The organism is Nonomuraea sp. NPDC049607, assembly GCF_040675375.1.
Classification (GTDB): domain Bacteria; phylum Actinomycetota; class Actinomycetes; order Streptosporangiales; family Streptosporangiaceae; genus Nonomuraea.
Map to the genome: position 1 here is coordinate 218,002 of NZ_JBFAOV010000014.1, position 20,904 is coordinate 238,905.

At 70.7% G+C, this 20,904-nt stretch carries 27 protein-coding genes and 1 pseudogene; 14 read left to right on the forward strand and 14 right to left on the reverse strand.

From position 1 onward, the window contains the following. The first annotated feature begins 171 nt into the window (after nt 1-171). Together AB0J97_RS27215 and AB0J97_RS27220 are read left to right on the forward strand one after the other, a co-directional pair. A complete protein-coding gene (locus AB0J97_RS27215) occupies nt 172-1,296 on the forward strand; it encodes an FAD-dependent oxidoreductase (RefSeq protein ID WP_364093196.1) in 1,125 nt (374 codons plus the stop codon). Between the two features lie 64 nt (nt 1,297-1,360). Then, nucleotides 1,361-1,813: a hypothetical protein gene (locus tag AB0J97_RS27220; RefSeq protein ID WP_364093200.1), complete on the forward strand. Its 453-nt coding sequence runs from the start codon at nt 1,361-1,363 to the stop codon at nt 1,811-1,813. On the opposite strand, the gene AB0J97_RS27225 is transcribed toward AB0J97_RS27220, so the two are convergent. Both AB0J97_RS27225 and AB0J97_RS27230 read right to left on the reverse strand, forming a co-directional pair. Then, nucleotides 1,803-1,943, reverse strand: coding sequence for a hypothetical protein (locus AB0J97_RS27225; protein WP_364093203.1), 141 nt, complete (start codon nt 1,941-1,943; stop codon nt 1,803-1,805). The genes AB0J97_RS27220 and AB0J97_RS27225 overlap by 11 nt on opposite strands. Continuing rightward, complete coding sequence (locus AB0J97_RS27230; protein WP_364093206.1) at nt 1,940-3,928, reverse strand: heavy metal translocating P-type ATPase; 1,989 nt, start codon at nt 3,926-3,928, stop codon at nt 1,940-1,942. Before AB0J97_RS27230 ends, AB0J97_RS27225 begins: the two co-directional genes overlap by 4 nt. 79 nt (nt 3,929-4,007) lie before the next feature. Here AB0J97_RS27230 and AB0J97_RS27235 point away from each other — a divergent pair, with 79 nt between their 5' ends. Then, nucleotides 4,008-4,364, forward strand: a complete 357-nt coding sequence (locus tag AB0J97_RS27235; protein WP_364093209.1) for a metalloregulator ArsR/SmtB family transcription factor — start codon at nt 4,008-4,010, stop codon at nt 4,362-4,364. Nucleotides 4,365-4,561: 197 nt separating this feature from the next. Here AB0J97_RS27235 and AB0J97_RS27240 read toward each other — a convergent pair whose 3' ends face one another. Further along, entirely contained in the window at nt 4,562-4,789 is a 228-nt protein-coding gene (locus AB0J97_RS27240; protein ID WP_364093213.1) for a hypothetical protein, read from the reverse strand. A 21-nt stretch (nt 4,790-4,810) separates the two neighbouring features. After that, nucleotides 4,811-4,987: a hypothetical protein gene (locus tag AB0J97_RS27245; RefSeq protein ID WP_364093215.1), complete on the reverse strand. Its 177-nt coding sequence runs from the start codon at nt 4,985-4,987 to the stop codon at nt 4,811-4,813. A 408-nt stretch (nt 4,988-5,395) separates the two neighbouring features. Between AB0J97_RS27245 and AB0J97_RS27250 the strand changes: the two genes are divergently transcribed. The 3 genes from AB0J97_RS27250 to AB0J97_RS27260 are packed head-to-tail and all read left to right on the forward strand — an operon-like array spanning nt 5,396 to nt 7,495. After that, the gene (locus AB0J97_RS27250) at nt 5,396-5,896 is read left to right on the forward strand and encodes a dihydrofolate reductase family protein (RefSeq protein ID WP_364093218.1); all 501 of its coding nucleotides are present in this window, start codon (nt 5,396-5,398) and stop codon (nt 5,894-5,896) included. A gap of 37 nt (nt 5,897-5,933) precedes the next feature. Next, nucleotides 5,934-6,257 carry a YciI family protein gene (locus tag AB0J97_RS27255; RefSeq protein ID WP_357702005.1) on the forward strand — a complete coding sequence of 108 codons (324 nt, stop codon included), beginning with the start codon at nt 5,934-5,936 and terminating at the stop codon, nt 6,255-6,257. Continuing rightward, a complete protein-coding gene (locus AB0J97_RS27260; RefSeq protein ID WP_364093222.1) occupies nt 6,254-7,495 on the forward strand; it encodes a DUF6596 domain-containing protein in 1,242 nt (413 codons plus the stop codon). The genes AB0J97_RS27255 and AB0J97_RS27260 overlap by 4 nt, the downstream gene beginning before the upstream one ends. 53 nt (nt 7,496-7,548) lie before the next feature. Here the strand turns inward: AB0J97_RS27260 and AB0J97_RS27265 are convergent, their stop codons facing one another. Further along, complete coding sequence (locus tag AB0J97_RS27265) at nt 7,549-8,499, reverse strand: MBL fold metallo-hydrolase (protein WP_364093225.1); 951 nt, start codon at nt 8,497-8,499, stop codon at nt 7,549-7,551. A gap of 38 nt (nt 8,500-8,537) precedes the next feature. Here AB0J97_RS27265 and AB0J97_RS27270 point away from each other — a divergent pair, with 38 nt between their 5' ends. From AB0J97_RS27270 to AB0J97_RS27280, 3 genes are read left to right on the forward strand one after another with little or no spacing between them, the layout of a single operon-like run. Then, nucleotides 8,538-8,963: a MarR family transcriptional regulator gene (locus AB0J97_RS27270; RefSeq protein WP_364093228.1), complete on the forward strand. Its 426-nt coding sequence runs from the start codon at nt 8,538-8,540 to the stop codon at nt 8,961-8,963. A 44-nt stretch (nt 8,964-9,007) separates the two neighbouring features. Further along, nucleotides 9,008-9,211, forward strand: coding sequence for a hypothetical protein (locus AB0J97_RS27275; RefSeq protein WP_364093230.1), 204 nt, complete (start codon nt 9,008-9,010; stop codon nt 9,209-9,211). Beyond that, entirely contained in the window at nt 9,142-9,306 is a 165-nt protein-coding gene (locus tag AB0J97_RS27280; protein ID WP_364093292.1) for a hypothetical protein, read from the forward strand. Before AB0J97_RS27275 ends, AB0J97_RS27280 begins: the two co-directional genes overlap by 70 nt. On the opposite strand, the pseudogene AB0J97_RS27285 reads toward AB0J97_RS27280, so the two are convergent. The 3 genes and pseudogenes from AB0J97_RS27285 to AB0J97_RS27295 all read right to left on the reverse strand — a co-directional run bounded on the left by AB0J97_RS27285 (nt 9,246) and on the right by AB0J97_RS27295 (nt 10,816). Next, nucleotides 9,246-9,939 (reverse strand): annotated as a pseudogene (locus AB0J97_RS27285) (SUMF1/EgtB/PvdO family nonheme iron enzyme). The gene AB0J97_RS27280 and the pseudogene AB0J97_RS27285 overlap by 61 nt on opposite strands. 10 nt (nt 9,940-9,949) lie before the next feature. After that, nucleotides 9,950-10,159 (reverse strand): hypothetical protein, encoded by a 210-nt coding sequence (locus tag AB0J97_RS27290; protein ID WP_364093233.1) that lies wholly within the window; start codon nt 10,157-10,159, stop codon nt 9,950-9,952. An 84-nt stretch (nt 10,160-10,243) separates the two neighbouring features. Continuing rightward, nucleotides 10,244-10,816, reverse strand: a complete 573-nt coding sequence (locus AB0J97_RS27295; protein WP_364093236.1) for a TetR/AcrR family transcriptional regulator — start codon at nt 10,814-10,816, stop codon at nt 10,244-10,246. Between AB0J97_RS27295 and AB0J97_RS27300 the strand changes: the two genes are divergently transcribed. Together AB0J97_RS27300 and AB0J97_RS27305 are read left to right on the forward strand one after the other, a co-directional pair. After that, nucleotides 10,788-11,447: an MFS transporter gene (locus AB0J97_RS27300; protein ID WP_364093239.1), complete on the forward strand. Its 660-nt coding sequence runs from the start codon at nt 10,788-10,790 to the stop codon at nt 11,445-11,447. The genes AB0J97_RS27295 and AB0J97_RS27300 overlap by 29 nt on opposite strands. Before the next feature lie 36 nt (nt 11,448-11,483). Further along, the gene (locus AB0J97_RS27305; protein ID WP_364093242.1) at nt 11,484-12,149 is read left to right on the forward strand and encodes an MFS transporter; all 666 of its coding nucleotides are present in this window, start codon (nt 11,484-11,486) and stop codon (nt 12,147-12,149) included. 16 nt (nt 12,150-12,165) lie between these two features. On the opposite strand, the gene AB0J97_RS27310 is transcribed toward AB0J97_RS27305, so the two are convergent. Both AB0J97_RS27310 and AB0J97_RS27315 read right to left on the reverse strand, forming a co-directional pair. Next, nucleotides 12,166-12,753 carry a TetR/AcrR family transcriptional regulator gene (locus AB0J97_RS27310; protein WP_364093246.1) on the reverse strand — a complete coding sequence of 196 codons (588 nt, stop codon included), beginning with the start codon at nt 12,751-12,753 and terminating at the stop codon, nt 12,166-12,168. 137 nt (nt 12,754-12,890) lie between these two features. Continuing rightward, on the reverse strand, nt 12,891-13,325 hold the full coding sequence (locus tag AB0J97_RS27315; RefSeq protein WP_357702023.1) for an SRPBCC family protein: 435 nt from the start codon (nt 13,323-13,325) through the stop codon (nt 12,891-12,893). Between the two features lie 778 nt (nt 13,326-14,103). On the opposite strand from AB0J97_RS27315, the gene AB0J97_RS27320 reads away from it, so the two are divergent. Continuing rightward, nucleotides 14,104-15,366, forward strand: coding sequence for an erythromycin esterase family protein (locus AB0J97_RS27320; RefSeq protein WP_364093250.1), 1,263 nt, complete (start codon nt 14,104-14,106; stop codon nt 15,364-15,366). A 120-nt stretch (nt 15,367-15,486) separates the two neighbouring features. Further along, on the forward strand, nt 15,487-17,016 hold the full coding sequence (locus tag AB0J97_RS27325; RefSeq protein ID WP_364093253.1) for an FAD-dependent monooxygenase: 1,530 nt from the start codon (nt 15,487-15,489) through the stop codon (nt 17,014-17,016). A gap of 176 nt (nt 17,017-17,192) precedes the next feature. Here AB0J97_RS27325 and AB0J97_RS27330 read toward each other — a convergent pair whose 3' ends face one another. The 4 genes from AB0J97_RS27330 to AB0J97_RS27345 all read right to left on the reverse strand — a co-directional run bounded on the left by AB0J97_RS27330 (nt 17,193) and on the right by AB0J97_RS27345 (nt 19,491). Further along, nucleotides 17,193-17,426, reverse strand: a complete 234-nt coding sequence (locus AB0J97_RS27330) for a hypothetical protein (RefSeq protein ID WP_364093256.1) — start codon at nt 17,424-17,426, stop codon at nt 17,193-17,195. 187 nt (nt 17,427-17,613) lie between these two features. Continuing rightward, nucleotides 17,614-18,204 carry a BTAD domain-containing putative transcriptional regulator gene (locus tag AB0J97_RS27335; protein WP_364093259.1) on the reverse strand — a complete coding sequence of 197 codons (591 nt, stop codon included), beginning with the start codon at nt 18,202-18,204 and terminating at the stop codon, nt 17,614-17,616. Nucleotides 18,205-18,676: 472 nt separating this feature from the next. Further along, nucleotides 18,677-19,216, reverse strand: coding sequence for an ATP-binding protein (locus AB0J97_RS27340; protein WP_364093262.1), 540 nt, complete (start codon nt 19,214-19,216; stop codon nt 18,677-18,679). Between the two features lie 137 nt (nt 19,217-19,353). Continuing rightward, nucleotides 19,354-19,491, reverse strand: coding sequence for a hypothetical protein (locus tag AB0J97_RS27345; protein WP_364093265.1), 138 nt, complete (start codon nt 19,489-19,491; stop codon nt 19,354-19,356). Between the two features lie 442 nt (nt 19,492-19,933). Here AB0J97_RS27345 and AB0J97_RS27350 point away from each other — a divergent pair, with 442 nt between their 5' ends. Then, a complete protein-coding gene (locus tag AB0J97_RS27350) occupies nt 19,934-20,869 on the forward strand; it encodes a TIGR04222 domain-containing membrane protein (RefSeq protein WP_364093268.1) in 936 nt (311 codons plus the stop codon). Nucleotides 20,870-20,904 lie beyond the last annotated feature (35 nt).

Below are 20,904 nucleotides of genomic sequence, written 5' to 3' on the forward strand. Positions count from 1 at the left end.
GGACGGGTGTTTTCACAGGTCAAGGCGTCCATGTGCGGCACGGCCGGACGTCGTCGCCGCCTGGGGAAACAGTCGTCCAGAGGCCGGTCAAGCGTTGGGATCGGGGGAAGAGCCGCACTGCCGCGCGGGTATGCGTACCGATGGCCAAGCGTCTGATCACCGGAGCCGGACATGCTGCTGGACGAGCGTGGAGTGAGCACCCCTTCCCATCTGCCCACTCCGGACTTCACCTTCGACCCCCATCAACCGGGTGCGTGCGTCGCGGGTCTGAGGCCGTACCGCAAGAAGTCCTATCGGCTCGACAAAGAGGTGCTGGGCGACAAGTTCGTCATTCACAACTACGGCCACGGCGGTGGAGGCATCACGCTGAGCTGGGGCTGCGCCGCCAAGGTGCGGGACATGGTCCTCAAACGCCAGGCCGAGACCGGGATCGTCGAAAGGGAGATCGCGGTGATCGGCGCAGGCGTCATGGGAATGACCGCCGCGACGCTGCTGCTCGACCTCGGACTGAACGTCACGATCTATTCCGACCGCACGCCGGTCGAGACCACGTCGTACAAGGCCGGCGGCCAATGGGCGGCGTCGATCCTGGAGTATTCCAAGGACTTCGCCAAGGTGCAGGAGTTCCAGTCCATCCTCAGGACCGCCTACACCATGTTCAAGGCCGGCATCGGCAAGGGCTTCGGCGTCTCCGAGGTCGACAACTACAGCGTCGGCCCCACCTCGGGCATCGACGTGGTGCACGACCTCGTGCCGGGACTGCTGCCGCCGCGCGAATATCTCCCGCGCCTGCCGTTCGAAGGGCACAACACCTCCGGATACAGGTACCGGACGTTGCTCGTCGAACCGCCGATCTTCATTCCCCGGCTGGAACGTGACCTGAGGGCGCGCGGCGTCACGTTCGTGAGCCGGAGATTCATCAACAGCACGGACGTGCTCACGTCCCTGACGCAGAAGGTCGTCGTCAACTGCACCGGGCTCGGCGCGAAGGACTTGTGGAACGACAACGACATGATCTCGTACAGAGGACAGCTCGCGATGTTGCGGCCGCAGATGAACCTGGAATACCTGTACGGGCAGAACGGGTACCTGTTCCCGCGCCATGACCACGTCGTCATCGGGGGCACCGTCGAGGAAACCGACCAGGAAGTGTTCGACCCCGAGAGATGCAGAGGACTGGTCGAGTACATGGCCGGCGTGTTCGGCCAGACGCCCGCGGTGCCGATGCCGGACTTCCACGTTCACCATCCGCGCAACGAGCGCCTGGTCGATCCGAGACTGTCGATCGCCGATTGACGCCGGGGCCCGAACGCGGCGGCCTTCGGGAATGTCAACAACCACAGGAAGTGACGAGGCTGCAATGACTCAGACGATTCAGGGGTTCAGCGTCCAGGCCAAATGTCTTGACCAGGACGGCAAGCCCTGGCATTTGCCCAAGGGGGATGACACGGCCGAGAAGGGGGAAAGAGTGACCCTGCACATCACTGCCCGCCTCCTCAACTCGTCGCAGCCGTCCACGGACCTGGCGATGATCGAGTGCGAGATACTTTCCGGATTCACGCCCGTCACGGACTCGCTCGACGCCCTCGTCGCAGGGGGCCTCGTCACCTTGTACGACATAGATGAAACAGATCAGTTGAACCAGCGACTGGACCTCTACCTCAAGGAAGTCGGTAGCACCCCCACCGAGATCGCCTTCCAGATCGAATGCAAACACGCGGTCCACGACCTGGAACCGTCGACGATCGAACTCTCCGACTCCTACGACCCCGACAGCAGCGTCTCCACCATGTATCCCAGGGTCAAGGAATGACGAGCCGGTCGTCGATGGCGGCGATGGGGACGGTGGCTTCGTAGCGGGCCGCGCCGGCACGGTGCTGGAGCTGGGGGCCTTGCGGGTGTTGGGAGCGCGGATGAAGGCCGATGATGACGGACCGCTTCACCAGGAAGCACCAGTCGGTTGGGCCGCGCGCCGCCAGGCGGCGTTGCGGAGCAGGCGTAGCCCGTTGAGGCCGACGATGACGGTGGAGCCCTCGTGACCGGCCACGCCCAGCGGCAGCGGCAGGTCGCCGAACAGGTCCCAGGTGACCAGCACGGCGATGAAGGTGAAGGCGATGACGAGGTTGGCCACGACCAGGCGGCGGGCGCGCCGGGCCAGGGCGATCACGGCGGGCACGGTGGCCAGCTCGTCGCGGGTGATGACCGCGTCCGCGGTGTCGAGCGCCAGGTCCGATCCGGTGCGGCCCATGGCGATGCCCGCGTGCGCTCCGGCCAGCGCGGGCGCGTCGTTGACGCCGTCGCCGACCAGGGCCACCCGCGCGCCTCGCGCCTGCAGCCCCTGGACGGCCGTCACCTTGTCGGCCGGTAGCAGGTCGGCGCGCACGTCGGTGATGCCCGCCTGGGCGGCGAGGCGGCGGGCGGCGCGCGGGTTGTCGCCGGTCAGCAGCACCGGCGCGGCCCTGGTCAGTGCCGTCAGGTGGGCGACGGTCTCACCTGCGCCGGGCCGCATCCGGTCGGCCAGGGCCAGGAAGCCGGCCACCTCGCCGTCCACCCGGACCACGACCACGGTGTGCCCGCCTTCCTGAAGGTCGGCGACGAGCCGCGCGGCCGAGGCGTCGTTCACGTCCCCGTCGTTGCCCGGCAGGTGAGCCGGACGGGCCACCTCCACCAGCAGGCCGTCGACGCGGGCCCGCACGCCGCGCCCCGGCTCGGAGTCGAACTCCTGGGCGTGGGCCGGCGCCAGGCCGTCCGCGCGGGCGGCCTGGACGACGGCGCGGCCGAGCGGGTGTTCGGAGCCCTGCTCGGCGGCGGCGGCCAGCGCGAGCAGACGCCGCTCGCCCAGCCCGGCCCCCGGCAGGACGTGCACGCCGGCCAGGTGCGGACGGCCCTCGGTCAGGGTGCCGGTCTTGTCGAAGGCGACCTGGGTCACCGTGCCCAGCTGTTCCATCACCACGGCTGACTTGACCAGCACGCCGTGCCGGCTCGCGTTGGCCATGGCGGCCAGCAGCGGCGGCATGGTGGCCAGCACCACCGCGCACGGCGAGGCGACGATCATGAACGTCATCGCCCGCAGCAGGGCGTCCTGCAGCGCTACTCCCCAGGCCAGCGGGAGGACGAAGAGCGCCGCCGTGGCCGCGACCATGACGACGGAGTAGCGCTGCTCGATCTTCTCGATGAACAGCTGGGTGCGTGCCTTGGTGGCGCCGGCCTGCTCCACCATGGCCACGATCCGGGCGATCACGGTCTCGGCCGCCGGGCGCGTCACGCGCACCCGCAGCACGCCGGTGCCGTTGACCGTGCCGGCGAACACCTCGTCGCCCATGCTCTTGTCGGCCGGCACGCTCTCGCCGGTGATGCCGGCCTGATCAACTGCACTGGCTCCGGCGGTGACGTGGCCGTCTGCGCCGATCCGCTCGCCGGGCCGTACCAGGATCACCTCGCCGACCGCCAGGTCGGCGGTGGCGACCCGCTCCTCGTCATCTGCCTCGGACAGGCGGGTGGCCTGCTCGGGGGCCAGGTCCAGCAGGCCGCGCACGGCGTCCTGGGTGCGCTTGGTGGCCAGCGCCTCCAGCGCCCCGGAGGTGGCGAAGATGACGATCAGCAGCGCGCCGTCGAAGACCTGCCCGATGGCGGCCGCGCCGATCGCGGCGACCACCATGAGCAGGTCGACGTCCAGGGTCTTGTCGCGCAGCGCCTTGAGCCCTGACAGGCCCGGCTCCCAGCCTCCTGCGGCGTAGCAGGTGAGGTACAGGCCCCACCACAGCCACGAGGGCGCGCCGGACAGCTGGCAGATGCCGCCGGCGGCGAACAGCAGGGTGGCGGCCGTGGCCCAGCGCACCTCGGGCAACGACCACGTTCCGGCTTGCCAGGCCGACCTGGCCTGCGCCTGGGCGGCGTCACCGGCCTCAGGTACGGGGGAGGTTCTCACGTCGGTTGACACCATGGCAGCATATATGCGCAGTCACGCAGATGCGCAACTAGTGGGATCTCGGGATATGCTGACGGCCATGCACACGTCGCTGCCCGACTTCGACATGCCGAACGAGGAACAGGTGCACCTGGCCGCCGAGTCCTTCCGGCTGCTGTCCGACCCCACCCGGATCAAGATCTTGTGGGCATTGCTGCAGGGCGAGTCCAACGTCGCCTGCCTGGCCGAGCTCGCCGACGCCGCGCCCACCGCGGTCAGCCAGCACCTGGCCAAGCTCCGCCTGGCCGGCCTGGTCAAGGGGCGTCGTGAGGGTACCTTCGTCTACTACAGCGCCGCCGACGAGCACGTACGCCGGCTGCTGACCCAGGGCCTGTTCCACGCCGACCACATCGACCGCGGCGAGGACCCCTCCATCAGCGGACCGCGGCGGGCATGACGGTCTCGGCGTACGGCGCGGCCCACACGGTCAGGTGGGAGATCGACTGACCGCCTGGCGACGTCCGGGGACGCGGCCGGCCGCGTGTGCGGATCCTCGGCCGGTCCCGCCCGCCAGGCGGCGCCGGACCCTCTTCGATCCTCAGGAGAACGACATGCGCCTGCGACTCGGCCGCGGTCCCCGGAGGGTCCGCCGCGTCAGGCGGTCACCGGAATGCACAACGCGTAGACGTGCAGCGTCCCCGCATTGAGGTTGTTGCGCGCCGCTGCCGACCAGCCGTTCCCGCTCGGGACGCTGCTGATGAGCACGGCTCCCGGCGGGTAGGGGTCCAAAGACGCACCCCCGCCGCTGACCGCGGTGTCGGCCGGACACTCGACGGAGACGGTCGGATCCCTGACCGTCAGTGTCGAGATCTCCCGGGTCACGACGACGGGCGCCTCGACCGCTCAGGGCGGACCGGGCGGGCCGGGGCGTCCCGGTGGGCAGGCGTGCGGGCAGGGGCCCTTGCCTCCGCCGTCACCGTCGCCGCCGGTCGCCGCCTGAGCCGTCGACGCGGCTCCCATCAGCGGCGCCGCCGCCAGCACCGGTACGGCGGCACGCCGTAGAAGGGCTGTGCGTTTCATCGTGTCCTCCGTGAGCTGTTCGGCTTCTGGCGCTCGCTGCACAGCAAGTGCCAAGAAGAAGTGATGCGGTCGAGGGCGGCCTCGCGGATGGTGCGGCAGGCGGCGTGTCGCGACGCGCCAGAGACCGCTCCGCGAAAGTGGCCACCTTGTCTGATCGATACCGTATGACTCAATCCGGACGATTATCACGGAGAGTGACGGAACGTGGACGTACATGGCGAGCGTGTGACGAGCCGATGGAGTCAGTCGAACCGGTCCCGCGGCTTCTGACGCGGGATCGCTGACGGCCGGCGTCCCGGAAAAATCTTCGAAGAGATCGGTGGGGCGGTGTCGGATCGGGGCGGTGGTGTTCGTAGCAGGGGTGAGGCCGCCCGCGAGGGGCGGCGCCACGGCGGAGGAATCGCGGTCATGAAGCTGACGACCATGACTCAGGTCACCATCGACGGAGTGATGCAGGGCAACGGCGGCGCGTCGGAGGAGGACCGCAGGAACGGGTTCGACCGCGGCGGATGGGCCCTCGGGAAGGGTGACGACGAGACCAAGGCGTACATCAACCAGACCTACCGCCGCGCCGACGCGTTCCTGTTCGGCCGGCGGACCTACGAGCTGTTCGCCGGCTCGTGGGGCTCCTTGACGGTCCAGGACGTCCCCGGATGGGAGCCCGTCATGCGGGCATTGAACACGCGACCCAAGTACGTGGCGTCCACCACGCTCGCCGATCCGGCGTGGCCGGGCACCGAAGTCCTGCCCGACGACCTCGCGACCGCCGTCGCGGACCTGAAAGCCAAGCCGGGAGGTGAGCTGCAGGTGCACGGCAGCGGCACCCTGGTCGAGTCGCGGGTCGACGGCAACGGCGTGACGATCCAGGTGTTCCGGCCGGCCGGGCGCCCGCAGTACCCGACCCCGTGAAGTCCCCGATCGGCACGCGACAGGAGAGGATCCTCAGATGCAGTACCTGATGTCCGTGATTCACGACAAGAGCACCTTGGCCACCCCGGAGGAGGACGCGGCGATCGACGTCTTCAACGACCGGCTCCGGACCGAGGGCCACTGGGTCTTCGCCGGCGGCCTGGCCTCACCCGACACGGCCACCGTCATCGACAACCGCGGTGGGGAGGCGATGGTCACCGATGGGCCCTTTCTGGAGTCCAAGGAGTACCTCGCCGGCTTCTGGATCATCGAGGCGGCCGACCTCGACGTGGCGCTCAAGCTGGCCGCCGCCGGGTCGAAGGCCTGCAACCGGAAGGTCGAGGTGCGACCGTTCCTGTGAGCGGCATCGACGTCCGCGAGGCGATCGTCCGGGCCCACCACGAGGAGTGGGCCCGGGTGGTCGCCTCCCTGGCCAGGCGCTTCGGTGACCTCGACGTCGCCGAGGAGGCGGCCGCCGAGGCGTTCGCGACCGCCGTCCAGCGCTGGCCGGACGACGGCGTACCGCCCAATCCGGGCGCCTGGCTGACCACCACCGCCACCCACAAGGCCATCGACCGCGTCCGGCGCGAGAACAAGCGCGACGACAAGCAGAAGGAGGCTCGAATGGTGTACGACGACGCTCCGCCCGAGCCTACGGGCGCGATCGACGACGACCGGCTCCGGCTGATCTTCACCTGCTGTCACCCGGCGCTGGCGATGGAGACGCGGGTGGCGCTCACGCTGCGCATGGTCGCGGGCCTGACCATGCCCGAGATCGCCCGCGCCTTCCTGGTGGCCGAGAGCGCCATGGGGCAGCGGATCACCCGAGCGAAGGCCAAGATCAAGGCCGCGCGCATCCCGTATCGGGTGCCGTCCGCCGAGGACCTCCCGGCGCGGGTCTCGGGCGTGCTGGCCGTGCTGTTCCTCGTCTTCAACGAGGGCTACCTGGCCACCGGCGCCGGCAGCGATCCCGTCCGGCACGAGCTGACCGCCGAGGCGATCCGGCTCACGCGCCTGATCCGTGCCCTCCTGCCCGGCGACGGCGAGGTGGCTGGGCTGCTGGCGCTGATGCTGCTCACCGAGGCCCGCCGTCCCGCCCGGGTCTCGTCCGGCGGCGAACTGGTCGCTCTCGACGAGCAGGACCGTGGCGTCTGGGACGCCGCGCTGATCGCCGAAGGGCACCGGCTGGTACGCGAACGCCTCGCCGCTGCCGCCGCCGGGGTGGCTCCGGGGCGCTACCAGATCCTCGCGGCGATCAACGCCGTGCACACCTCCGCCCGCGACATGCGCGACACCGACTGGTCGCAGGTCCTGGCCCTCTACGACCAGCTCGTCCGCCTCGACCCCTCGCCGGTCATCGCGCTCAACCGGGCCGTCGCGGTCGCCGAACTCGACGGCCCGGACGTGGCGCTGGCGGCCGTCGACCGTCTCGGGGAGAGGTTGGCCGGTTACCACGCCTACCACGCCACCCGCGCCGACCTGCTGCGGCGCCTGGGCCGCGACCGTGACGCGCGCGCGGCCTACGACAAGGCGATCGAACTGGCGGGCAACACCGCCGAGACCGCGTCCCTGACCCGCCGCCGCGACCGACTGCGGTAAAGCGGGACGCAGTGGCGTTGCCACGGCCGAAAGTGCGGGGCTGCGGCAGGTGGTCAGGCGACCGGGGTCCAGACGAACCGGCCGTCGGGGCGGGGTTCGGCGCGTCCGAAGGTCACGTCCGCGAAGTGGCCGCCGTAGCCGATCGTGTCCGGACGGCTCAGTTCCTCGACCAGGCGGCGGCGGTGCCCGGCGGACTCGGCGGGGTCGTGGTCGATCCCGCAGGACCATTCGGGGTGGGTGACCTGGACCGGCGCGTGCAGGGCGTCGCCGAACACGATGAGCCGCCGGTCGCCGCCCGTGATGGTGTAGGTGGTGTGCCCGATCGTGTGTCCGGGCGCGAACGAGGCGTGGACGCCGGGGAAGATGTTCTCGCCGTCCTCGATCGTGCGGACGCGGGGTTCCATGACGGCGAGCCGCGGCTCGCCGGCGAGGTCGCGCCCCTCCCACTCGGGCGCGGCGACGAGATGCGCGGCGTGGGCGAAGGGCGGTGCGTCCTCGCCGGGGGCGGTGCTCCAGGCCCAGCCGAGGTGGTCGGAGTGCAGGTGGGTGATGGCGACGGCCTCGATCTGCTCCGGCGTACGGCCCAGTCGCCGCAGGTTGTCCAGCAGTTGGCCGCCGTACAGCTTGCCGAGCAGCGGGTTGGCCGGGTCGTCCGGATGGGATTCGGGGCCGAACCCGGTGTCGATGAGCAGCGCCCGGTCGCCTCGCTCGACCAGCAGGCCGCCGATCCCTGCGACCAGGTTGCCGTCGTCGTCGAGGTGGTCGCGATGGGTGGCCCAGTCGGCGTCGGTGGCGGCGGGCAGCCAGCCGCGCGGCTTGAGCCGTACCAGTCCGTCGGGGACATGGGTGATCGTCAGGTCACCCAGTTGGACGGAGCGGACGCGGGGCGCGCGGCTCAGGCGCGTGCGGTCGAAAGCGGTCGTCGTGGCCATGATGCCTGCCTCGTGCTCGAAGGAGGCGCCGCCGGGACGGTGGCGCCTGCCGAACGTTACAGCTAGAACCATTCGAATTGCAATCATTCGAGTTGCAGTAGACTGGGGACGTGACCGACGAGCACGAGACCCAGGTTCAGGCCGACCGCGAGCTCTGTGGCCTGATCAACGGCCTGGCCAAACAGATCGAGGCGCACGTCCGGACCCGCGCGGCCACCCTCGGCCTGACCGCCTCGCAAGGCGTCGCGATGCGCGAGCTGACCGGCCCCATGACCTTGCGCGAGCTCGCCGAACGGATGAGCTGCGAGCCCTCCAACGCCACCTTCGTCGCCGACCGCCTTGAGGAACAGGGCTACCTCGAACGCCATCCCCACCCGGGCAACCGTCGCGCCAAGCATCTCGTCCTGACGCCGGCGGGCACCGAACTGCGCCAGCGCCTGCTGGAGCTGCTGACCAGTGACTCCCCGCTGGCTCCGCTCTCCTCCGAGGAGCAGGGCGCCCTGCAGCGCCTCCTCGTCCGCGCCGTCGTCCGCTGACCCGCGTCAAGGGGACGGGCTCGGCGCGTTGCCATGCTCCACGCATGTTCCGCGAGGCCCGGCTCGACGATTTCGCGCACATCGTCCGCCTCTACCGGCAACTGCAGCCGGATGACCCGGCTCTCAAGGACGGCTCCGACGCCGAGGTCTTCCGCCAGATCCTGGAATCTCCCGCGGACTGGGCAAGCAGCTCATGGCCGGCACCCTGCGGGCCGCATCGGACGCGGGCTGCTACAAGGCGATGCTGATGACCGGCTCCCGCAGCCCTGCGACCCACGCCTTCTACCGCGCCTGCGGCTTCTCCGGCGACGCCAAGCAGGCGTACGTGGCCCGCCCCTCCTGACGTCGAGCGCCCCGAGCGCCCACCGGACGTCGGGTATCCCGGCCATCCCCGCTCGCCCCCTTCTGGCACCACTCCTCGCCGATGCCTCCCCACACCGGCCACGCACCCGTCTGGGGGTGCCGAGCAGGCCATGCGACGCTGCTGCCGTACCGCGGGCGGATCTCCACGCTCTCCGCCGTGGTCTGCATGGGACCGGTCGACTGGTACCTGCGCGCCGCCTCGAGTGATGTGCGGGTCGAAGGCCCAGCCCTCGGTCCTCGGCACCTCAAGGGGAGCGCCCGGGTAGGGGCGTAGACGGTGGAGGTCCATTCGTCGGCGTTGCCCGCCATGTCCAGGACGCCGAACGGACCGGCCCCCTCGGGGAACGAGCCGACCGGCGTGGTCGTGCCGATGCCCAGGTCCACGAGATTGGCCAGCCCGGTACGGTACTCCTCACCCCAGGGGAACTCACGGTCGTCGTCGCCCCGGGCGGCGCTCCCATTCGTCCTCGGTCGGCAGGCGCACCTCGACGCCGCCGAGCCGCTCCTCCAGCCACCGGCAACAGTCCGTCGCCTCCTGCCAGGTGACACCGATGACCGGCAGGCCGGCGCCTGCGGCACCGGCCTGCCGGTGGCCCGCGCGAAGAGCGTCCATTGCTCGACGGTCACAAGGATGGGGCGATCCGGAAGCCCGGGACGTGGATCTCGGCGCGCGGGGCCTCCTTCCGGTACCACTCCACCGGCACCCCGGTGTCGGCGTAGCGGCGCGCGACCTCCTCCACATCTTCGGCGGGCGTGCCCCGCCGCAACGTTCCGGCCGGGATCTCGACCCAGTCCACCGGTTCCACGCCCATGACGCCGCCACAACTCTCCATCGAAGAGACACCATGATCGCGCCTACGGCTCGGGCACCGCGCACACCGGCTGCGGGCTGGAGCACGGCCGCTTCCTCCCCGACGTCACCCTGACACGTCGCATGAGGGGCCGTGCTCGTCACGCCACCGCTTGGTGGCGACGCCCGCCATGACCACCGATACGACGTCTTCGGCAAGTTCTGGCGTGATGGGCAGGTGCCCGAAGAGCACGCGGTAGTACGTGGTCGACGCCAGCATGTCCAGCAGAAGATCGATGTCCGCGTCGGGTGGGACGTCACCCCGGTCGATGCCGCGACGCAGCGCTTCGGCAGTGGTGGCGCGGCGCGGATGGAAGAAGGTGTCCATGAACTCCTTCTCCAGCCGGGGGTCGTCGGCGAGGTCCGCGACGAGCCCCGGCAGTGCTCTTCGGCCCACGGTGCTGGTGAAGGCCTCGCTGAGGGTGCCGATACCGGCGATGAGGTCGCAGTGGGTGCAGCCGGTGTCGGGGGTCGGCGTGGTGCCGATGGTCTGGGCCAGAGCCGACACGACCAGGTGCTGGCGGGAGCGCCAGCGGCGACGCAGCGCGGGTTTGCTCGTACCGGCGCGGGCGGCCACCGCCTCCAGCGTGAGGTTGCCGTAACCGACCTCGTTGAGGATCTCCATCACCGCTTCGGGCACGGCCTCGTCGATCCGGGTGTCCCGCGGCCTGCCGGAGGCTTGGCGGGCCCCGGCTTTCGCGGAGGACCTCGACGGCCTGGGCGCCTACAGGTGGGGCCTGTCGGCACTGATGCTCGCCAACATCATCGGCACCGTGCTCGCCGGGCGCGCCGCCGACCGCCGGGGCCCCTGGCGTCCGATGGCCCTGGGCATGCTCGTCTTCGCGGCGGGCTGCGTGGTGGCCGGCGCCGCACCCTCCTGGCTGCTGTTCCTGGTGGGCCGCTTCGGACAGGGCCTGGGCGTAGGAGCGGTCATGTCCATGGCCTACACCATGATCGGACTCGCCTACCCCGAGCGCCTGCGGGCCCGGATGTACGCCCTGCTGTCCTCGGCCTGGACGATCCCTTCCCTCGTCGGCCCGCCGTCACAGGCATCCTGGCCGACCACCTCACGTGGCGGTCGGTGTTCCTGCTCATGCTGCCGATCGCCGGGGTGGCCGCGCTGCTCACTTTGCCCGGCCTGCGCCGCCTGCACCGCGCAGAAGCAGCCGCCACCGCCCCGGCCCCGGCCGCTCCGTGGTGGAAGCGTCCGCTGGCCGGCGCGATCCTGCTCACCGTGGGCACCGGCGTACTGCTCCAGGCACTGCTGCTGAAGAACCCCGTCCTGATGATCGTGCTGGCCGTGGCCGGTGTCGCCGTCGCCGTGCCCGCGCTGCGCCGGGTCACCCCGGAGGGCACCCTCAGCGCCCCGGGCCGGCCTCGGCGCGGGGGTCGTCGTCCGTGGCCTGCTGTGCGGTGTCTATTTCGGCAGCGAAGCCTTCCTGCCCCTCGGGCTGCAGCAACTGCGGGGCATGGGCGCCACACTGGCCGGTCTGGGACTGTCCGCCGGAGCCATCACGTGGGTTGTCGGCGCAGGACTGCAGGCCAAGCGGGACAACGGGAAGAACGGCACGCGCACGGCCTCCACCGTGCTTGGCTTCGCCGTCCTGCTGGCGGGCGTCGCCCTGATCGCGCTCACGATCCTGACCAGTGCACTCCCCTCCTGGATCGCCCTGGTCGGATGGGCCGTCGGCGGCCTCGGCAGGGGCATCGGCTTCAACGCCTCCACCACCGCCACCCTGGAGCAGGCCCCGCCGGAGCGGCAGGGCGAGGCCAGCGGCGCGCTGCAGCTCGCCCAGACCCTGGCGACCGGCGTGATCGCCGGGCTCGGCGGCGCCGCCATCGCCTTCGCCCAGAACCACGGCGGCTCCACTCGCACCGCACTGCTGGGCGTCTTCGTCCTCACCGGCCTGCTCGCCGTCGCGGGCATGCTGATCGCCCGCAGGCTGCGCCCCGAGGCGGCACAGCTGGGCTGACCCCGTGGAAAGGACGTCAATTTGTACGGGTAGGGCCGATCCCGGTGAACAGGGCGTCGAGGATCCGGTCGACGTATTCATGAGTCAGCGGTTCCTGGGTGACCAGAAGCTGGAAGTACAGCGGGCCGGACAGGATCGCCATGGCCAGGTCGAGGTCGAAGGAGGGCGACAGTTGACCCTGGTCGCGGGCCGTCCTCAAACGAGCGACGGTCTTGTCCGCCTGTGGGGCGATGAAGCGCTCGTTGAGTGCGGTGGCGATCTGGGGATCGTGCTGGGCCTCGCCGATCAGGGCCTTGAACAGGGGGCCGACGGGTGGTTCGGCCAGCAGGTCAACGGCCGAGTGGATCTGGGCGCGCAAGTCGGCCACGAGGTCGCCGGTGTCGGGGTAGTCCAGGGCGGGCCCGTTCACCGACAACAGCGAGTCGAACAGCAGGGCTGCCTTGGACGGCCATCGGCGGTAGAGGGTCTGCTTGCTGGCGCCCGCCCGGATGGCGACCGCCTCCATGCTCAGTTTGGCGTAGCCGATCTCCTGGCCGAGCTCCAGCGTGGCCCGCATGATGGCCTCGGTCCGGTCGGCACCGCGACGGTGGGGCGTGTCGGTCATGCCGACACCCTATCGGTACGGAACGTTCCGTACGGGCGGAGGCGGCATGGGCGCGGACTCCAGAACGGACAAGGGGCCGATGCGAGATCTTCCCTTGGGGCCTGTGGTCGTCGCGATGCTGGACGACCACGTGGGGGTCAAGAAGCGCAGAGGCCGGCCAAGCGGCGGACATCGGCACGGATCGACCGGCGCAGCAACCACCTCAGCACCGGCTCCAGCAGCCTCTCGGAGGTCGCGCGTGGGGTGACGCGCACGTGGAAGGTGAAGCGGCACCGGTCCTCACCGAGCGGCTCGACGAGCCTGCCGCCCTCGGCGTCGATCCCCGAAGTAGTGCGCCAGGCGAACGAGCGCCCCGGCTCCACCCGGATGACCTCGCCGCCGTTGCGGTAGGTCCGGCCCGCGAACCGCATCACCTCGGCGGTGGTCATGCCCACCCGGACGATGCCTTCGGGGTGCGGCGCCATCGTCTCGACGCCCTTGCGCCAGCGTGGGTCCTGGCCGTAGTCGGCGACGACCGCCCACACGCGCGCGGCCGGGCAGGCGATCTCCCCGCCCTCCTGAAGCTCGATCATTCGGCGATGATAGGGGTTGGTCGAGATGCCGGTCGGCACGGTCGACGTTCGTGGTCACCGCACTGGCGGCCGGTCGGGCACGACTCTGCACCCGCGACGCCCCGGGTCCGAGACCGGAGAACGGGCCGTGAAGGTCATCGTGACGACGGCTGCCGAGCACGGCGTGGCGCCGCGGCCGGACGCGTTCGCCGCCGTACGCGGCGCGGATGACGGTGGCGCTGAAGGAGGTCGGGCATGTCTCGGGGCTGCCCGAGCTGGCCACTGCCGCCGACGCCTTATCGTACGGAACGTTCCGTACTTGACAGCGGACGTCCGCCTTGGACATCATCCTATCCGTACGGAACGTTCCGTACCGATAGGTAGGGTTGGGTCGTCTGGCCCGATGTCCTCACTGTCGACACCTCATGAGAAGACGATCGCGTGACGCCTGTCCCCCTGACTCGACCGTGCTGCGTCCCATGCGCACTCCCTCACCGAGGGCATTCATCATGAACGGCGCCGGCCACCGCGTGGACGGCCCCTCGACCTTCCCTTTCCCGATCATGCGTGGTTCCTGGGCCGAGCACTTCGCCCTCGTCGCCGGCCTGCCCGGCGTCCGCATCGGCCACGGAGCGATCGTCGCCTCCGGCGCCATGGTCGTGGGCGACGTTCCCGACTACGGCATCGTCGGCGGCAACCCGGCCAGGCTCATCCGCCGTCGCGGCGGCGACGCCTACGGCGTCACGCACCTCCGTCCGTCGTTCCTTCACCTTTCCACGATCAGAATCGAGCTGTCCTCGTGCCCGCTTCGTCCCGCCGTGCCCCGTTCGCCGACTGGCTGCGCGGCCACGCCGTCCCGCTCACCCACCTCGACCCCGAGGCGCCGCTCGACGACCTGGAGCCGCTGCGCGACCTCGTCGGCGACGCGCGCGTCGTCGCGGTCGGTGAGAATTCCCACTTCATCACCGAGTTCTCGCTCATGCGCCGGCGCATCCTGCGATTCCTGGCCGAACGCTGCGGCTTCACCGTCCTGGCCTTCGAGTACGGCTTCAGCGAGGGCGTCACCCTGGACGCCTGGGCCCAGGGCGAAGGCACGGACGACGAGCTGGCGACCCAGCTCGCCACGGCGATCCCCGTGGGGGTCGACGAGCCGCTGCGCTGGATGCGCCGGCACAACGCCTCAGCCGCCGAGCCGGTGCGCTTCGCCGGGATCGACATCCCAGCGGCCGGCGGGTCCCTGCTTCCCGCCCTGGCCCCGGTCGCCGACTACCTGCACCAGGTCGATCCCGAGACCTTCCCGATGATCCAGGAGGCGCTACGGATCGCCGGGTCGTTCGCCGGCTCCTCCGCGGCCTCGGCCGCGCCGGCCTGGGCCCGCCTGGCCGCCGCCGAGCAGGACGCTCTCAGCGCGATCCTGATGCGACTGCTCATGCGCTTTCGCGCCGTGGAGTTGTTGTACCTCTCCCGTTCCGACCGGCCCAGTTACGACCTCGCCCTGCGCCGTCTGGAGGCCGCGTGCAGCGCCGACTACGGCTTCCGTGCCATGGCCGGCCTGTACGCCGGCACCGGCCTGACCGCCGACACCTCGGCCAGGGACGTCTACATGGCCGGGTCGGTCCAGTGGCACCTGGAACGCTCCGGCCCCGAGGCCCGCATCGTCCTGGCCGCCCACAACGCCCACATCCAGAAGACGCCGGTCTCCTTCAACGGCCGGCTCACCGGGCTGCCCATGGGGCAGCACCTGCACAACCGGCTGGGCGATGACTACGTCGCCCTCGCCCTGACCAGCCCCGCCGGACACACCGCCGACATGCGCCCCGACGAGAACGCGCGCTTCGGCTTCGCCATCGACAACACCGCGCTGCAGCCGCCCGAGCCGGGCAGCATCGAGGCCGCCTTCGCCGAGGCCGGGCTCGGGCTCAGCATCGTCGACCTCCGCCAGGCGCAGGCGGCGATCGGCCCTGACCGCATCCGGATCCAGAGCGCCTACGTGCACACGCCCGTCCTGGAGGCGTTCGACGGCATCCTCAACACCCCGATCTCCACCGTCGCCGACCTCTGAGACCGACATGCGGCACATCACGCTCCCATGTGGCCAGGCCGCGCCCAATGCACCGCTCAGGCGGCGCGGGCACGACATTCGCGTATTGCGCACAACGACAGATCCCAAGGAAAGTGACTGATGAAGAACGCCGACGTGATCATTGTGGGCGCCGGACCGACCGGCCTCATGCTGGCGATCGAACTGAGCTTGGCTGGGGTGCGGCCGCTGGTGCTGGAGCGGCACCCGAACCGCCGCGACACCCCCAAGGCCGGAGGTATCGGCGGCCAGATCCTGGAGCTGCTGCGCTACCGGGGCCTGCTGGAACGCTTCCAGGCCGCCTGCCCCGGCCCTGTCCCGGCACCCCGATTCCCGTTCGGCGGGGTGCATCTGGACTTCACCCGGCTGGCGGATCCGCCGCTGCACGCGCTGCCGCTGCCGCAGCAGCACCTGGAGCGGCTGCTCGACGAACGCGCCGGCGAGCTCGGTGTGGACGTACGCCGCGGGCACGAGGTGACCGGGGTGAACCAGGACGACGCCGGGGTGAGGGTGGACGCGCGGGGCCCGGACGGACCGTACCAGGTGAGCACCCGCTACCTGGTGGGCTGCGACGGCGCGCGCAGCCGCGTCCGCGACTGGGCCGGCATCGGCTTCCCCGGCACCGTCTACCCCGAGGTCAACCGGCTGGCCCAGGTCACCCTGCCCGGCACGGTCACCGTGCTCGGCAACGGCGATCTCGACGTCCCACGCTTCGGTACGATCCGCGCCGGTTTCACCCGCACCGACCACGGCCTCTTCGGCCTCGGCTCCTCACCCGGCGCCACGAGCGTCTCCCTCTACACCATCGAGGACGAGAGCACCGAGTACGACGACGACGTCCCGATGACCTTGACCGAACTGCAGGACAGCATCCGCCGCGTGCTCGGAGCGGACCTGCCCCTGGCCGGATCGACGCGGCTGTCGCGCTTCACCTTCAAGGCCCGCCAGGCCGAGCGCTACCGGGCTGGGCGCATCCTGCTGGCGGGGGATGCGGCGCACCTGTTCCCGGCCACCGGCGTGGCGCTCAACGCGGGCATGCTGGACGCGGTCAACCTGGCCTGGAAGCTGGCCGCCGACCTGCACGGCTGGGCACCGCCCGGCCTGCTGGACACCTACCACGACGAACGCCACCACGCCGGGACCCGCACCATGCTGCACACCCGCGCCCAGGTGGCGCTGCGCCGCGGGCACGACCCGGCCGCAGAAGCACTCCGTGAGATCTTCCAGGAGCTCCTCACCGACGAGCAACCGCTGCGCCGCATGGGAGCCCTGGTCGCCGGAACCGACCTCCGCCACTCCACGCCCGGCACCGGCCACCACCCGCTGACCGGCACCTTCGCCCCCGACCTCACCCTGCACACCGACCAGGGCGTCACCTGCGTCGCCGACCTCCTGCACCCCGCCCGGCCCATCCTCCTCGACCTCGCCGACCGCTCCGATCTTCGCGAGGCCGCCCGCGCCTGGGGGCAGCGCGTCGACGTCCACACCGCCAAGACCGGCCGGCGACCGGCCGACGCCCTGCTGATCCGCCCGGACGCCCACATCGCCTGGGCCGCGCCCATCGACGAACCCGCCGAAACAGCCACGCCTGCGCTACAAGAAGCACTCTCCCACTGGTTTGGCACGCGCTGACCCCGGCCGCGACCACAGGCCCCGGGAGGGCGGCAATCGGCGTGCCGGCCATGGGAATCGAACTCCGCCGGCCCGCGTCTTGACGACACAGCCGGTGGTCCGGCCGCACCCCTGGCAGGACTCCTGGTCGGCGTCCCAGAAGAGGGTGGTGGACGGCGAGGAGAACCGCGTATCGGTCACCCAGGCGCAGTCCTTGGGGCAGGCGCCTGGACCCCGTCAGGCAGCGAGACGTCGCGCGACTGGCCGGTCTCCAGGTTGGCGAGATGGTTCTGGTCCGCGTCCGGCAGCTCGCCGGCGCGGGCCGCGGCCCACGGCCAGGCGGTCAGGTGGAGCCCGTCGGCGCCGCGCAGCCGCTCCGGGGCGCCGCCGCTCAGCGGCATGCGGTGGACGCCGCCTTCCCCACCGACCACACGACGAACCCGTCGGCGACGGCGATCCCGGCAGGTCCCCGCGCCTGGATGAACTCGTCGAACCCAAGGATCTGCGGGCACGCCCATCTGTTGCACGAGACGCGAGGTTAAGGAAGTCACCGTCCCTTCAGGACGGCTCCTAAGTGTTTCCCAAGTCTCCTGGCACATCTTGACGGCAGAACACCGGTCACGTGCCCGGCACGCGGCCGCCATTCCCCGGGGACTCGCGACGGCGAGGCCGGTCATGCCCGGCGCGCGGTGCGGGGACGACTGATCGGCCGCGAGCGGGGGCTGGCCGAAAGGACATCCTCCAGCAGGCGCAGTCGATCACCCCTGCGCCCGAGCCCGGCCCTGTGCGGCTGTCCCTCGTCCGTCCCGAGGCCGGTCCGGGGCACTCCAGTTCCCGCAGCTCAGGGCCGGGATCGAGGCCGAGCTGATCGGCGATGACCTTCCTGGCCCGGCGTATCGTGGCCAGCGCGTCGGCCTGCCGCCCGGACCGGTGGAGAGCCAGGGCGCGCAACCACCACAGCCGCTCCCGCAGCGGGTGCTCCACCGTCTCGGCCTCCAGCTCGTGGATCACCGGCTGCGGGCGGCCGACGTCCAGCAGCGCCTGGGCGCGGGACTCGATCGCGTTCATGCGCAGCTCACCCAGGCGGTTGACCTCCGCGACGGCCCACAGCTCGTCGGCGAACTCGCCGTAGGGGACGCCGCGCCACAGCCGCAACGCCTCCTCCAGCAGCGGCAGCGCCTCCGCGGGCGGACGCAGCTCGGCCTCCACGACCAGCCAGCCGAAGCGCAGCGCATCGACGTCCGTGGTGGCGAGACGACCGTCCCGGCCGCGGCCACCAGCCGGGCGAGGAGGGCACGCTGCCGCGGCCCCCCGGGAGTGACGGGACCGCGGGCGCTTCCTCGAACGGACCGAGAACCCGGAACCGGACCCCCTCCGCACAGCCGCCCGTCTCACCGGTCTTCGAGCCCTCTGCGCCGTTCCCCATAGGCGGTCTCCTCGTGAAGATCGGTTCGCGACATCCGCTCCATCGTGGCCGGTGCTTCGCGCGGTCTCGTCACTCGTGAGAGTGATGAGCAATCAGCCGGAAGCGGGACGCGTCGACAGGCGAGCCCCGAGTCTCCGGGTGGTCACCGGGAGGTGTCCGTCGAGTCGCCTGCCTCGGCGCGTACCGTCGAGATCAGCCGCCGCGCGGCGAGTAGCCGGTCGACCACGCTCTCGGGCAGGGCCGTACCAGAGGCAGCTACGTGAAGGACGGCCACCGATCGGCGGCCCACTCGGTCCAGCCCGGCCAATCAGGGGGCGGGCTGCCGATCTCCTGCCCGTCGAGTTCCGCAGCGTCCGGCTCCTCGAACATCGTCCTCCAGCGCAACAGGTCTGTCTCGCTCATCAGGAAGGTCTGGTCCGGATCGGTCGACTGGCGATGAGCGATCCGAGCGCGTTGGGTCTCATGGTCGACCGGCACGTACACCAGGTCGCAGGACGCGCCGACAGACTTCGCCAACCAGCGGATGGCGGACCTCTCGTCACGAGACCAGCATCCGAAATCCAGGACCACGTTGGTTCCGAGCCTCAACGCCTCCAGCGCGAGCCAGAGCAGCCGTCCTTCCAGGACATCGCGCTTCCCGTCCGCCTCCGGCTCACCGAACAACGGAATCATCCACTCGTCAGGCGTCAACCGAAGCGCATTGCGCTCCTTGGCCAGCTGCCGAGCTCTTGTGGTCTTGCCGGCCCCTGGCAGGCCGACTGTCAGCAACAAGACGGTCACACCCGGATCGTTCATGGAAATGCACGTGCAAGACAACTGCTTTCCCTGCGAGCTGTTCAGATCTTGCTGTCGGTGAGCCTGGTCCTGAGGTGTCGGTGGCGACCAGCCTGTTCAGCAATTGGCCGCATGCACGTGCCGTCAACGTCGGCCACCTATGGCGAGTTGCCCTGCAGGTCCAGGTTGAATTCGTGTCTCCTCAGCTGGTGGAGGCGCAGGGATCGCTGCGGGAGGAAGCCGAGCATGCGGATGAGTGTCGAGAGGATCACCCAGTGGACCAGTTCGATGGGCATGAGCCCGATGAAGGCCCACAGGGGTGATGTCGCGAGTAGCCATGTCGTGCACTGCCGTGCCAGGTAGCGCGAACCGAGCAGGTCGTCGCGTGCCCACCAGCGGTAGGTGTAGGGAAGGCGCTTGTGGAACAGGCGATACAGCGCCCAGTGCCCCAGTGGCGGGCGTTCACGCAGGCGCAGGGCGATACCGCCACGTACGACGTCGAGCGAGTCGCCGCGGATGTGATCTACGTTGTAAAGGCGTCGAGAGGAATGGCGTCACCGGACCGCTGAGCACACCTCGTGCAGCGGGTCCAAGGATCGCGACATGACCCGCCAGTGCTGGTACCGGCGGCGTCCGAGGTCACCGCGGGCGGTCATTCGTACGGGGAGGGCCGGATGTGGCGCTTCTCGGAACCTTCGTGTCCGCCTCACGCGTTGATCAACAACACGGGAGGTGGGCGTGGACGTGATCCTCGCATGGCTGGCGGTGCTCCTCGGGGCGGTCACCGTCGGCACGGTCCTCGCCGCCGAGGTGGCGCACGTCCGCGCCCGCCTGAGGCTCGGCGGGCTGCGCGACGTCGACCTCGGCCACTACGAGCTCGCCTATCTCGCGGGCGGTCCCGTACGGGTGGCGGACACCGCGATCGGGCTGCTGGCCAGGGAAGGGGAGGTCCGCGTCTCCCGAGGCGGGAAGCTCCACCGCGTCTCCACGGCCGTGACGGCGGGATACCCCGTGGAGGAGCGGCTGGTCGCGATCCTCGCCGAGCGCAGGAGCCCGCCGGTCGTCCAGGTCAAGCGTCGTCTGGCGGAGAGTGCGGAGGTCGCCGGGATCAGGGGGCGGCTCGCCGACCTGGGCCTGCTCGTCGACTCCCGGAGCGTGCCCGGCTTCCGCGTGTGCCGTGATGTCCTGAAGCTGATCCCCACGGTCGCGGTCGTCGCCGCCGGGGCCGACGTGGTCTACATGATCGTCGCGCAGTCGCCGCCGCTGAGCGTGGCTGCCCTGTTCGGGTTCGGCGGCAGCTGGTTGGTGGCCAGGAAGATCCAGTCCCTGTACGTCAGGAATCGGCCGGTCCGGCTCGGCCGCGCGGGCCGCCACCAGTTGGAGAAGGCACGCCGGGCACACCCGTACGAGGCCGGGACCGACGCGGTGGCCGTGCCGCTCGCACTGTACGGACTGAGCCACCTCGGCGACCCGCACCTGTCAGCCGAGCTCGGCAAGCGTTCGATCCCGGACGGTCACCTCTACCCGGCCGACCACAACACCTCGACCGCCGGTTGCGGCTCCGTCGGCTGGACCCCGGACGACAGCGGAAGCGGCACCTGGGACGGAGGGGGCGGCGGCTGGGACGGCGGAGGTGGCGGCGCGGGTGACGGTGGAGGCGGCGGCGGGTCCTGAATCGGCGCACGCCGGGCCGCCACGGCTGCCCGGGA